Below are 11,742 nucleotides of genomic sequence, written 5' to 3' on the forward strand. Positions count from 1 at the left end.
TCCCCGAGGCGAGCCCGGGGGGGATTTGGGAACCATCACCCCCGGATACTCCTTCAGGCTTCGCCCGCGACTTCGCCGGTAAGGCCCGATTCGTTCATCGCGCGCTGCTGGATGTAGATGCCGCCGAAATCGATCGGCTCGAGCATCAGCGGCGGGAAGCCGCCGTCGCGCACCGCATCGGCCAGCACGCGGCGGGCGAACGGGAAGAGCAGGCGCGGCGCCTCGCCGAGCAGGAAGCCGTCGAGCGCCTCGCCCTCGGGCACGTTGCGGATGCCGAACAGGCCGGCATAGGACAGGTCGACGATGAAGGCGGCCTGGCTCTCGGCGGTGGCGCGCACTTCGATCTTGAGGACGACCTCATAGACCTCGTCGGCGACCTTGGCCGAGCCGATGTTGAACTGCACGTCGATGGCCGGCGCGGTCGGGTTCTGGAAGATGGCCGGTGCGTTCGGATTCTCGAACGAGAGGTCCTTCACATATTGCGACAGCAGGCCGGCGGCCGGGGCGGTATCGGCGCCATTGGCAGCGGGCTCGCCGAATTCGGCGATCGTGTCGTTCTCGGCCATTTCGATGTCCTCTTTATTTCCGGAAAGATTGGCGCCGTTTGCGCGTTGGATCGATTGCGCGCCTAGCAGGCGGGCGCACGCGTTTCAATTGCCCCCGGATTCGACGCGCGGAACCGGATATTTGAAACCAGCGTCGCTTAGGCCTATGTTAGCGGCGAAGCGTTTGGAGGCTTAGTGTACACGATAATCCTGTTCGCAATGGTGGCCGGTTTCCTGGCGCTCCGACTCTATGCCGTGCTTGGCAAGCGCACCGGCCATGAGCAGGCGTTGCCGAAGCCGAGCGAGGAGCGCGTGGCGGTGTCGCCGGCGGCCCGCACCATCGATCAGACGCCCGAGATGCGCGAGATCGGCGCGCGAGTGATCGGGACGGGCGCGGAATCGGGCCTGAAGGCCGTGATCGCCGCCGATGCGAGCTTCGACGTCGCGCAGTTCCTCGACGGCGCCAAGAGTGCGTACAAGATGATCCTCGAGGCCTTCTGGAAGGGCGACGAGGAGACGCTGACCTGGCTGGTGGAGGACGATGTCCGCGCCGGCTTTGCCCAGGCGATCGCCGATCGCAAGGCCGCCGGCCATGTGCTGGAGAATCGCCTGGTCGCGATCGAGCGCGCGCTGATCTCGGATGTGGTGGTGGAGGGCAAGGCCGCGCGCATCACCGTGCGCTTCGACGCCGATATCGCGGCGGTGACGCGCGATGCCGATGGCAATGTGATCGCCGGTTCGCTGAGCGACGCGGTGGAGACGCACGACATCTGGACCTTCGCGCGGAGCCTCCGCAGCGACGATCCCAACTGGAAGCTCGTCGAAACCGACGAAGCCTGAGGGGCCGACTATGCGGATCTGGGGGGGAGTCGCGCTTGCGGCGCTGCTGGGCGCTTGCTCGGGCGGCATGGTGCCGCATTCGGTGGAACCGGGCTATACGCCGCCGCGCGAAGCGCCGAGGGAACGTCCGCGAGAGATGCCGCGCGAGCCGGGGCGCGTTTCGGAACCGCACGGCAACCCCGCCGCCCGCCAGCCCATCCCCGCGACGCCGCTCGCCGCCATCCCGGCACCCGCCGCTCCGGCCGGCACGCTCGCCGCCGCCTCGGCCGGACTGCTTGCCGGGCCGGTGCTGGATTCGCTGCCGTTGAGCGATGCGGCGGCGGCGCGCGCGCTGGTCGCCTATCGGTTGAGCTGTCCGTCGCTGGTGCGCCGCACCGATGCGAGCGGGCTCACCCAGGGACGGGACTGGCAGCCTTCCTGCGATGCCGCGAAAGCCTGGGACGAGCGGGACGCGCGCGGCTTCTTCGCGCGCTGGTTCGAGACGGTGCAGGTCGCCGACGGCAAGGCGCAGGCGACCGGCTATTACGAGCCCGAGATCGCCGGGTCGCGGCATCGCCGCCCCGGCTATGAAGTGCCGGTCTACGCCAAGCCCGACGACATCATCGAAGTCGATCTCGGCCAGTTCTCGGCCGACATGAAGGGCAAGCGGATCCGCGGCCGCGTCGCCGGCAAGACCTTCATTCCCTATTACGACCGCAAGGAGATTGATCAGGGCGCGCTGGAGGGGCGCGGGCTGGAGATCGCCTGGGCGGCCGATCCGATCGAGCTGTTCTTCCTCCAGATCCAGGGATCGGGGCGATTGCGCGGGCCGGACGGCCAGCTGATGCGCATCGGCTTCGCCGGCCAGAACGGCCGCGAATATGTCGGCATCGGCGCGCTGATGCGCGACCGTGGGCTGCTCAAGCCCGGCGGCGCCTCGATGCAGGGCATCATCGCCTATCTGCGCGATCACCCCGAGGAGGGGCGGGACATCATGTGGGAGAACAAGAGCTATGTGTTCTTCCAGGAATTGAAGGGCGCCGGGCCGAACGGGTCGCTCGGGCTGCCCGTCACCGGCCAGGTGAGCGCCGCGGTCGATCCCAAGTTCATCCCGCTCGGCGCGCCGGTGTTCCTGTCGATGGACCGTGCCGAGGCGAACGGCCTGTGGATCGCGCAGGACACCGGCGGCGCGATCAAGGGGCCCAACCGGGTCGATACTTTCTGGGGGGCCGGCGACGATGCACGTGCGATCGCGGGCGGCATGAATGCGCGCGGCACCGCCTGGCTGCTGCTCCCGGCCGGAACGCTCAGCCGGCTGGGCGGCGCGCCGATCGCCACGGTGCCGGCGCCGCAACGCCAGCGGTGAGGCGCCTCGCGCCCGAGGAAGCGGCGCTGTGGAAACGCGTGATCGCCAGCGTGACTCCGCTCGAGAAGCGGGCTGCGCGCGCGGTAGCGCTCCCCGAGGAACCCGCACCGGCACCGGCACCGGCCCAGCCCCTGCCCGCCAAGCCCAGGGGGCGGGTGCTGCCGCCACGCGCCGCGGCATCGCCGGCCGCACCGGTGCGTGGGCAAGCCGTCAACACGCTCGACGGATCCTGGGACCGGCGCCTGGCGCGCGGGCTGGTCGCGCCGGATTCGACCGTCGACCTGCATGGCCACAGCCTCGCCTCGGCTTATGACCGGCTCGATTTCGGGCTGGAGGCGGCGATCGGGCGGGGCGACCGCGTGCTGCTGCTCGTCACCGGCAAGCCGCCGCGGCGGGAATCCGAGCGCCCGCATGCCCGCGGCGCGATCCGTGCGGCCGTGGGCGACTGGCTCGCTTCGTCGCGCCATTCCGATCGTATCGCTGCCGTAAGGACCGCGCATTCCCGCCACGGCGGGGCCGGTGCGCTCTACATCGTGCTCCGGCGTCCCCGGGAAAAATCTTAACTTCTCTCTGCGATGTGTCCGGTGATCGAGGCCGGTATCTGCCGGTCCGGCGACGGGTTGCTGGGGGGAAGAGCGAGCGCAGTGGAAGGATTTTCGCTCAAGAGCCGTGCGATAGCCTTTGCGATGTGCGCCGGTGCCGTGGCGTTCATCCTGGCGCTGGCCGCGGCCTCCACTCCCGGCATGATCACCGTCGAGACGGCGGGCCGCGCGCTGATCGCGGCCATCGTCTGCGGCGTGATGTGCTGGGCTTCGGCCGAGCGCAGCATCGCGTCGACCGCCGAAGCCATCGACGCGGCGATCGCCCGCCTCCAGGGCGCGGCCAATGGCGACCTGCAGAGCGGCATCCCGCCCCAGGTGCATGTATCGGTACCGACGCTGGCGCGGGCGATGGACGGCCTGTTCCGCCAGCTCCATGCCAATCTGGAGAGCGTCCAGCGGCTGGCGATGTTCGATCCGGTGACGTCGCTGCCCAATCGCACCAATTTCCGCCGTACCGCCGAGCGCATGCTCGCGGATTTGCCGCCGGGCAATGTCGCGGTACTCTATTTCATCGATCTCGACCGGTTCAAGCACGTCAACGACACGCTGGGCCATGCCACCGGCGACGCGCTGCTCGGCATGGTCGCCAATCGCCTGCGCGCCGTCGCCGACCGCTTCGCCGCCGAGGCCGATGCGCGGCCGCCGCTGATCGGGCGGCTGGCGGGCGACGAGTTCACCATGTTCTTCCCGGCGCTGCGCCATGTGCGCGAAGCCGAGCGGATCGGGCGCGGCATCCTCTACGCCCTTTCCGAGCCGTTCGACCTGGCCGACCAGGAAGTGTCGATCGGCGCCTCGATCGGCATCGCACTGCGTCCCGAGCACGGCACCACCCTGCACGACCTGATGCGCGCGGCCGATGCCGCCATGTATCACGCCAAGGCGATGGGCCGCGGCCGCGCCGAGCATTTCACCGAAATCCTCGCCGCCGAGATCGCCGAGCGCGCCCGGCTGGAAAGCGACCTGCGCGAAGCAGTGGACAAGGACCAGTTCACGCTCGTCTACCAGCCCCAGGTCTCCGCCGCCGACGGCCGCATCGTCGCCGCCGAGGCGCTGCTGCGCTGGCGCCATCCGGACGGGCTCAAGATGCCCGGCACCTTCATCCAGCGTGCCGAGGAAACCGGCCTGATCGTCGAGATCGGCGAATGGGTGGTCGAGAGCGTCGCCGAGACGATCTCGCGCTGGGGCCGGCTGGGCATCCAGCAGCGGCTCGCGGTCAATATCAGCCCGCGCCAGCTCGACCATGCCAGCTTCTTCCGCAAGCTGCGCGAGGCGATGCTGGCGGCCAGCGCGCCGGCCAACCTGCTCGAGCTCGAGATCACCGAGACGCTGGCGATGCACTGCTCGAGCGAAGTGCTCGACGCGATCGCCACGCTGCGGGCCGACGGCGCCACCATCGCCATCGACGATTTCGGCACCGGCTATTCGAACATCGCCCGCCTCCGCAGGTTGCCGATCGACCGCATCAAGCTGGACCGCAGCCTGATCGAGCAAGTCGCCGAGAGCGCCGACGCGCGTACCATCGCCCAGGCGGTGATCGGGCTGATCCATGGCCTGGGCTGCGAAGCCGTGGCCGAGGGGATCGAGAGCGAGGACCAGGCCACGGTGCTGCGCGTCATCGGCTGCGATGTGCTCCAGGGCTATGCCGTGGCGACGCCGATGGAGGAGGGCGCCTTCCTCGAATGGGCGCGCGGCATCGCGCCGCGGCGGATCGCGGGCTAAGCGTTCGTTCCTCCCCGAGACGAGTTCGGGGAGGAGTTTATTGCATCACCCGCCGCAGCACCTCTTCATAGACATCCGTCAGCGCGGCCAGATCGGCCAAGGCAACCGCCTCGTCGAGCTTGTGCATCGTGGCGTTCAGCAGGCCGAACTCCACCACCGGGCAGAGCTTCGAGAGGAAGCGCGCGTCCGAGGTGCCGCCGGTGGTCGAAAGCTCCGGCGCCAGCCCCAGCCTCGCCTGGATCGCCCCGGCGACCAGCGCCGAAAGCGCGCCGGGCTCGGTGAGGAACGCCTCGCCATAGACGCGGCCCTTGACGATCCCCGACGGAGCATGGCGTTGCACGATCTCCTCGATCCGGGCGATCAGGTCCGGCCCGCGCTGCTGGTCGTTGAAGCGGATGCTGATCCGCGCGCCGGCATGGCCGGGGATCACGTTGGTCGCCGGGTTGCCGACGGCCATGTCGATGATCTCGATGTTCGAGGATTGGAACCAGGCATTGCCCTGGTCCAGCTCGATGGCATCGATCTCCGCCAGGGCGCGGACGAGCCGGGGGACCGGATTGTCGGCGAGGTGCGGATAGGCGACATGGCCCTGTTTGCCGGGGATCGCGATGTCGATCACCGTCGAGCCGCGCCGGCCGATCTTGATCATGTCGCCCAGGCGGTGCTGCGACGTGGGCTCGCCGACCAGGCACATGTCCGGCGTCAGGCCGCGCTCGGCCATCCGCTCGATGAGGCGCGGCGTGCCATAGGTGGCGGGGCCTTCCTCGTCGCCGGTGATGATCAGGCCGACCATCCCCTCGGGCACGCGCGCCGCCGCGGCGACGAAGGCGGCGATGGCGCCCTTCATGTCGACGGCGCCGCGGCCGTACAGCAGGTCGCCCCGGACTTCGGGCGTGAAGGCGTCGCTCGTCCAGCCCTGGCCGGGCGGCACCACGTCGAGATGGCCGGCAAAGGCGAAATGCGGGCCGGCGCCGTCCCGCACCGCGAGCAGGTTCTCGACCGGCCCCTCGGGCGCCTCGCCCTCGACGAAGCGCTCGACCCGGAAGCCGAGCGGCAGCAGCGCCGCTTCCAGCACGTCGAACACGGCGCCGCGCGCCGGGGTGATGCTCTCGGCGGCGATCAGCGCCTTGGTGAGTTCTACGGGATCGGGCAAGATGGTCTCCGGCATTGGTGGAGGTGGCATTGCCCAAGCTTGATCTCGATACAATCCCGCAGACCAACGCGACCGGCTATCCGCCCGAATTCGCCGAGCCGGTGCGGGGGCGCTGGTATCGCCGGCTCGCCCCCGCGAGCGGGGTCACCGATTTCGGCTTCAGCCATGTGACGCTCGAGCCGGGGGCCTGGTCCTCCCAGCGGCACTGGCATGCCGGCGAGGACGAGTTCGTGGTGATGCTGGCGGGCGAAGCGGTGCTGGTCGACGACGGTGGCGAGACGCCGATGCGGCCGGGCGATATCGCCGCCTTTCCCAAGGGTGACGGCAACGGGCACGTCCTCCAGAACCGCGGCGACGCGCCCTGCGTCTACATCGCGGTGGGCAGGCCCGCCGCGAGCGACTGCCACTATCCGGACATCGACATGCATCTGGCGGCGGGGCAGGGGTTTCGCCGGAAGGATGGGACCGGATTCTCCTGATGCCGATCCGGAAGGAGGGCGTTCCTCACAAGATCAGCGCCTTCATCGCGGCGTGGCGCGCCCGGCGATCGGCCCATCCGTTCGGCTCCTTCGCCGAGCGCGGGTCGCCGCGATTGATGCCGTTGGAGACGGCCCTGAGATCGTCCCGGTCCGCCCAGGCATTGAGGCCGCACGCGTCCCAATAGGTGCAGAAGGCAAGCAGCCCGAGCGACCAGGCCTCGAGCAGTTCGGGACGGCGCTCCAGGTCGATGCCGAGCTTGCGGCCATAGAGCCGGTAGTTGGCGCGGCCGGTGAGCTGGCCGGGGCCGCGGCCGAGATAGCGCTTCCCGTCGCCCGGCCGGTCGTTGCCGAGCTTGGCGCTGCCCTCATAGGCGCGCTGGGCCGCGGTGGGGCCCCAGACCTCCCTGGCGTGCTGGTATCCGCCGCTCTCGTGCGCGCAATGGGCCAGGAAATGCGCGAGGCGCCGGCCGCTGGCCAGGATGCGATAGCTGCGAAAATGGACGTTGGCGGCCAGGCCGAGCTCGGCCGCCACCGCCGGCGCCGCGCCCGAGGCAGCGAACAGCGCGGCAAGCGTGCCCTGGCCGAGCAGTCCGTCCGCCTCCAGGCCCAGCCGCTGCTGGAGCTTCCTCACCTCCAGCATCGCGCGCGCCCCCGCCGGGCCGCGCGCGGCCGCCTCAGGCCGGATCCATCTCGAACTGCTGGATCACCCAATCCTCTTCCTGCGCCGCGGCGATCCAGTCCTGCATGAAGGGATGCTGGAGCACGGCGTTCATATAGGCGGGCGCGAAGCGGGCCACCGGCAGCGAATAGGTGACGAAGCGCGTCACCACCGGCGCGAACATGATGTCCGCCGCGCCGAACGCGCCGAACAGGAACTGGCCTTCGCCGCCGAACCGGGCGCGAGCCTGGACCCAGAGCTCCATGATCCGGCCGATCTCCTGCAGCACATCGCTGTCCGGTGCCTTGGGCGGATAGACCTGCCGCACGTTCATGGTGTGCTTTCGGCGCAGATTGGCGAAGCCCGAATGCATCTCGGCTGCCATCGAGCGGGCCATGGCGCGTGCCGCCGGATCCGTGGGCCAGAACCGGGTGTTGCCGGTCTTGTCGTTGAGATATTCGATGATCGCCAGGCTGTCCCACACCACGGCATCGCCGTCCCACAGGATCGGCACCTTGCCCGAGGAGGGAGCGAACTCGTCGCCCTCGCGCCGCTTCTCCCATGCCTCGTCGTACAGCGGCACGACCACTTCCTCGAAGGGAAGGCCGGCCTGCTTGCAGGCGAGCCAGCCGCGCAGCGACCAGGAGGAATAGGCTTTGTTGCCGATATAGAGCTTCATGAACCCAGGGATAGCGGCGGGGCAGGGGGGCTGGCAACCGCCACGAAATGTCGACTCGCTCGACTCTCCTCGCGGGCGCGCATGGGAGTGAAATGGGGGTGGACTGGAACATAAAGAGAACATACGCAGCATCGGCATATGTAGGGAAGCGCTGAAATATCGTTTATGTGCAATGGCTTAATCGGCAGCTGGCGCGTGGTTGCCAATGCGGAGCGACAGGCTAAGCTGGTCGAAAAGGGGGAGTTCATGCTGAAATCGGGTCGGATCGCGCTCGCGATGATGGTGGCTGCGATGGTGGCTGCCGTGCCGGTGCATGCCCAGGTGGTGCCGCAGGCGCAGGATGCCGATGCGCTCCAGGTCGGGATCGGGCGCTTTGCCGAGCCTGCGGAGCGCGCATTGCTGCCCGACCTGGCGACGGCGCTGATGCAGAAGGAATCCAGGGAAAGGCTGGCCGCCCTCGACGCGCTTCTCGCCAGGCTCGATCGGCCGACCCAGTTGCGGGGCATCGTCCAGTCGATGCGCGGCGCGATGCTGCTCGACCAATATCGCCACCCCGAAGCGCTCGCGGCGGAGGAGGAGGCGATCCGGCTCGCGCCCGGCGTGCCGCCGGTCAAGCTCTACGCCGTCCATGTGATGATCTTCGCCGGTGCGCCGCAGCGCGCGGCGGACCTGTGGCTTGCGCTGAGCCGCGAATATCCCGCGATCGCGGCCGGGCTTGGCGGCTATGAACTGGATGCGCTGCGCGAGCGGCTGCGGGATATCGGCGACAACAAGCGCGCCGACGCGCTCTCCGCGCGGATCGCGGAGGTGGGGGTTGCCACCCATTCCGGGCCGCGCGCCTCGGACGGCGCGCTGGCGCAGATCCGGCTGCGGATGGGCGAAGGGAAGATCGCGGAAGCGGCCGCGCTCGTCCCGTCCGTGCTGGTGACGCGCGACCTAGCGCAGCTCTATCTCGATCGCCGCTATGAGGCGTTGTGGCCGGCGATCGCCCGCTGGGGCGGCCAGGACCTCGGGCTTGGCCAGAAGCTCTATCTCGAGGCGCTGCGCCGCGATTGGCATGCGAGCAACACCCTGGAGGGCGCGACCGATTACGCCCGGGCGCTGAACGGCGTGCGCGCCTATGCGGCGGTGACCCAGCTCTTCCTGCCGCTGCTGGCGCCGGAGGCCCTGAAACTCGACAAGGACGGGGCGGAATATCTCGCGCCGCCCGTGGCGCGGGCGATGCTGGGCCAGGGACAGGCCGAACAGGGCATCGCCCTGCTCAAGCGCGTCGATGCGACCTTCACGGAAGATACCGCGCAGAAGCTGAACCTGAGCGGCAACCTGGCGGAGACCTATCTCACGATCGGCCGCTTTGCCGAGGCGAGCGCCACTGCGAGCGAATGGCTGGTCATCGCGCGGCGCATGGGCGCGGAGATCAACAAGGCGGCGTTGATCGGCGTGCAGGCGGTGCGTGCCTGCGCGCTGATCCGCGGCGGCAAGGCGGATCAGGCGGGCGGCGATGTGGCCGATGTGCTGATGGCGCGCACGGGGCTGCCCGATCCGGCAATGGACATCTATGCATGCCGCGACGATTTCGCCGGCGGCAAGGCGCTGGTGATCGAGAGCCTGAACGACGAACATCGGCGCGGCTGGGCGTTGCGCTGGATCCAGCCGAGCGGGGTGAATCTCCCCTTCGAGGAGTCGCGCCGTTCGGACCGGTTCCAGAAGCGCATCGCCGCCGATCCGGAGGTGCGCGCCGCGGCCGGGAAGGTTGGCCGGATCCTGCCCATGACGGTCATCGAGCGCCTGCCCGACGGGTTCGACCCCATGGCGCCCGCCGATCTCCACGCACCCGATCAGGAGGCGCCTCCGGTGAGTTGAGGCTTGATCATGCATATGCATCATGCATACACACGATGCATATGCATGACGATTCGCTCCCTTCCGTCTGCGCCTGCACGATGCTGCGCAAGGCCGCGCGCATTACCGGCCGCCTCTACGACTCCGCGCTGGCCGGGCACGGGATGACGACTGCGCAATTCGCGATCCTGCGGCACGTCGCCCGGGGCGAGCCGCTGGCGCTGAGCCGGCTGGCGGAGCAGCTCGAGATGGATCGCAGCTCGCTCTACCGCGCGCTTGCGCCGATCGAGAAACGCGGCTGGGTGGGCGTGACCGCCGGGGCCGGCCGCAGCAAATGCGCATCGCTGAGCGCGGCGGGCCGGAAAGCGCTGCATGCTGCCGAGCCCGACTGGGCGGCGATGCAGCGGCGGGTGGAGGCGGAGGCGGGCCCGGCGCTGTGGCGGGAGCTCAAGGCCGGGATCAAGGGCTTCACGCAAAGCCTCGAGCGTGCGGGAGGCCGGGCATGATCGCGCTGCTTTCCCGCCTGCCGGTGGGCGCGCGCGGCTATGCCGGCATCGTCGCCGCGATCACGTTCGTCGCGCTGCTCGTCTCTGCCGGCCTGCGCTCGGCGCCGGGCGTGATGATGCTGCCGCTCGAGCAGCATTTCGGCTGGGACCGCGCGACCATCTCGGCCGCCGCGGCGATCGGCATCTTCCTCTACGGGCTGGTCGGCCCGTTCGCCGCCGCGCTGATGCTGACGGTGGGGATCCGGCGAACGATGCTGGGCGGGCTGGTGCTGATGTCACTGGCCACCTTCGCGAGCCTGTGGATGTCCGAGCCCTGGCAATATGTGCTGAGCTGGGGCGTGTTCTCGGGCGTGGGCAGCGGCGCGGTCGCCTCGGTGCTGGGCGCGGCGGTGGTCAATCGCTGGTTCGCGACGCGCCAGGGGCTGGTGATGGGCATGCTGACCGCGAGCACCGCGACCGGCGCGCTCGTCTTCCTGCCGATGCTAGCCTGGCTGGCCGAGGGCGGGGCGTGGCGGCCCGTGGCGCTGGCCGTTTCGATCGCCAGTGCCGCGGTGATCCCGCTGGTGCTGCTGTTCGTGCCCGAGCATCCGCAGCAGCTGGGCGTGCGCCGCTTCGGCGAGACCGAGGCGAGCATGCCGCCGCCGCCGCTCAAGCAGGCGGCGACGCCGGCGCTGGCCTTCACCGCGCTGTTCCGCGCTTCGAAGAGCATGACCTTCTGGCTGTTGTTCGGAACCTTCTTCGTCTGCGGGCTCACCACCAACGGGCTGGTGGGCACCCACCTGATCGCCTTTTGCGGCGATCACGGCATTGCGCCGGTGCAGGCGGCGGGGCTGCTGAGCCTGATGGGGCTGTTCGACCTGATCGGCACCACCGCATCGGGCTGGCTGACCGATCGCTATGATCCGCGCAAGCTGCTGTTCGTCTATTACGGGCTGCGCGGCCTCTCGTTGCTGGCACTGCCGTTCCTCGACTTCAGCGCCTCCAGCCTGCTCCTGTTCGCGATCTTCTATGGGCTCGACTGGATCGCGACCGTGCCGCCCACGGTGAAGCTGGCCAATGTCCATTTCGGCGAGCGCGACGCGCCGATCGTGTTCGGCTGGGTGATGGTGGGGCACCAGATCGGAGCGGCGACCGCGGCGTTCGGCGCGGGGGCGGTGCGCGCCTGGACGGGAACCTATACGCCGGCCTTCCTGGTGGCGGGCGCCTTCGGGCTGGTCGCGGCGGTGGCGATCCTCGCGGCGCGGGCGGAGAAGGAACCGCAGCCGGCGCTGGCCTAGGGAGGATCGACGTTCAGCTCTTTCCCTTCCGTTCCCGGTGGCGAGGGACGGAGGTCTAATGTCGAAGCCTCTCCCTTCCGTCATGCTGAACTTGTTT

At 69.4% G+C, this 11,742-nt stretch carries 12 protein-coding genes; 8 read left to right on the plus strand and 4 right to left on the minus strand.

Annotation, left to right across the window (positions count from 1 at the left end):
- Positions 1 to 53: 53 nt before the first annotated feature.
- A complete protein-coding gene (gene secB / locus CAP40_RS08070) occupies positions 54 to 566 on the minus strand; it encodes a protein-export chaperone SecB (RefSeq protein ID WP_086128871.1) in 513 nt (170 codons plus the stop codon).
- Between the two features lie 174 nt (positions 567 to 740).
- Between secB and CAP40_RS08075 the strand changes: the two genes are divergently transcribed.
- The 4 genes from CAP40_RS08075 to CAP40_RS08090 all read left to right on the plus strand — a co-directional run bounded on the left by CAP40_RS08075 (position 741) and on the right by CAP40_RS08090 (position 5,051).
- Positions 741 to 1,385, plus strand: a complete 645-nt coding sequence (locus CAP40_RS08075) for a Tim44/TimA family putative adaptor protein (protein ID WP_144034284.1) — start codon at positions 741 to 743, stop codon at positions 1,383 to 1,385.
- A gap of 10 nt (positions 1,386 to 1,395) precedes the next feature.
- On the plus strand, positions 1,396 to 2,730 hold the full coding sequence (locus CAP40_RS08080) for a murein transglycosylase A (RefSeq protein ID WP_086128872.1): 1,335 nt from the start codon (positions 1,396 to 1,398) through the stop codon (positions 2,728 to 2,730).
- Positions 2,727 to 3,293 carry a Smr/MutS family protein gene (locus CAP40_RS08085; protein ID WP_086128873.1) on the plus strand — a complete coding sequence of 189 codons (567 nt, stop codon included), beginning with the start codon at positions 2,727 to 2,729 and terminating at the stop codon, positions 3,291 to 3,293. Before CAP40_RS08080 ends, CAP40_RS08085 begins: the two co-directional genes overlap by 4 nt.
- An 81-nt stretch (positions 3,294 to 3,374) precedes the next feature.
- Positions 3,375 to 5,051, plus strand: coding sequence for a bifunctional diguanylate cyclase/phosphodiesterase (locus tag CAP40_RS08090; RefSeq protein WP_086128874.1), 1,677 nt, complete (start codon positions 3,375 to 3,377; stop codon positions 5,049 to 5,051).
- Between the two features lie 37 nt (positions 5,052 to 5,088).
- On the opposite strand, the gene dapE is transcribed toward CAP40_RS08090, so the two are convergent.
- Positions 5,089 to 6,219 (minus strand): succinyl-diaminopimelate desuccinylase, encoded by a 1,131-nt coding sequence (gene dapE / locus CAP40_RS08095; RefSeq protein ID WP_086128875.1) that lies wholly within the window; start codon positions 6,217 to 6,219, stop codon positions 5,089 to 5,091.
- Between the two features lie 14 nt (positions 6,220 to 6,233).
- On the opposite strand from dapE, the gene CAP40_RS08100 reads away from it, so the two are divergent.
- Entirely contained in the window at positions 6,234 to 6,683 is a 450-nt protein-coding gene (locus tag CAP40_RS08100; RefSeq protein ID WP_086129367.1) for a cupin domain-containing protein, read from the plus strand.
- Positions 6,684 to 6,708: 25 nt separating this feature from the next.
- Here CAP40_RS08100 and CAP40_RS08105 read toward each other — a convergent pair whose 3' ends face one another.
- On the minus strand, positions 6,709 to 7,323 hold the full coding sequence (locus CAP40_RS08105) for a glycoside hydrolase family 19 protein (protein WP_086128876.1): 615 nt from the start codon (positions 7,321 to 7,323) through the stop codon (positions 6,709 to 6,711).
- 34 nt (positions 7,324 to 7,357) lie between these two features.
- On the minus strand, positions 7,358 to 8,020 hold the full coding sequence (locus tag CAP40_RS08110; RefSeq protein ID WP_086128877.1) for a glutathione S-transferase family protein: 663 nt from the start codon (positions 8,018 to 8,020) through the stop codon (positions 7,358 to 7,360).
- A 246-nt stretch (positions 8,021 to 8,266) separates the two neighbouring features.
- On the opposite strand from CAP40_RS08110, the gene CAP40_RS20395 reads away from it, so the two are divergent.
- Genes CAP40_RS20395 through CAP40_RS08120 form a run of 3 tightly spaced genes read left to right on the plus strand, consistent with a single transcriptional unit; the run spans position 8,267 to position 11,645 of the window.
- Positions 8,267 to 9,883, plus strand: coding sequence for a hypothetical protein (locus CAP40_RS20395; RefSeq protein ID WP_179187977.1), 1,617 nt, complete (start codon positions 8,267 to 8,269; stop codon positions 9,881 to 9,883).
- A 41-nt stretch (positions 9,884 to 9,924) separates the two neighbouring features.
- Positions 9,925 to 10,368 carry a MarR family winged helix-turn-helix transcriptional regulator gene (locus tag CAP40_RS20400; RefSeq protein WP_179187979.1) on the plus strand — a complete coding sequence of 148 codons (444 nt, stop codon included), beginning with the start codon at positions 9,925 to 9,927 and terminating at the stop codon, positions 10,366 to 10,368.
- Positions 10,365 to 11,645, plus strand: a complete 1,281-nt coding sequence (locus CAP40_RS08120) for an MFS transporter (RefSeq protein WP_086128879.1) — start codon at positions 10,365 to 10,367, stop codon at positions 11,643 to 11,645. The genes CAP40_RS20400 and CAP40_RS08120 overlap by 4 nt, the downstream gene beginning before the upstream one ends.
- Positions 11,646 to 11,742 lie beyond the last annotated feature (97 nt).

Origin of the sequence: Sphingomonas sp. IBVSS2, from assembly GCF_002127225.1 — a bacterium.
Taxonomy (GTDB): domain Bacteria; phylum Pseudomonadota; class Alphaproteobacteria; order Sphingomonadales; family Sphingomonadaceae; genus Sphingomonas.

Bases quoted from the DNA above. Each gene is read 5' to 3' on its own strand.
- secB (WP_086128871.1), bottom strand. From the start codon at position 566: ATGGCCGAGAACGACACGATCGCCGAATTCGGCGAGCCCGCTGCCAAT.
- CAP40_RS08080 (WP_086128872.1), top strand. From the start codon at position 1,396: ATGCGGATCTGGGGGGGAGTCGCGCTTGCGGCGCTGCTGGGCGCTTGC.
- dapE (WP_086128875.1), bottom strand. From the start codon at position 6,219: ATGCCGGAGACCATCTTGCCCGATCCCGTAGAACTCACCAAGGCGCTG.
- CAP40_RS08105 (WP_086128876.1), bottom strand. From the start codon at position 7,323: ATGCTGGAGGTGAGGAAGCTCCAGCAGCGGCTGGGCCTGGAGGCGGAC.
- CAP40_RS08110 (WP_086128877.1), bottom strand. From the start codon at position 8,020: ATGAAGCTCTATATCGGCAACAAAGCCTATTCCTCCTGGTCGCTGCGC.
- CAP40_RS20395 (WP_179187977.1), top strand. From the start codon at position 8,267: ATGCTGAAATCGGGTCGGATCGCGCTCGCGATGATGGTGGCTGCGATG.
- CAP40_RS20400 (WP_179187979.1), top strand. From the start codon at position 9,925: ATGCATGACGATTCGCTCCCTTCCGTCTGCGCCTGCACGATGCTGCGC.
- CAP40_RS08120 (WP_086128879.1), top strand. From the start codon at position 10,365: ATGATCGCGCTGCTTTCCCGCCTGCCGGTGGGCGCGCGCGGCTATGCC.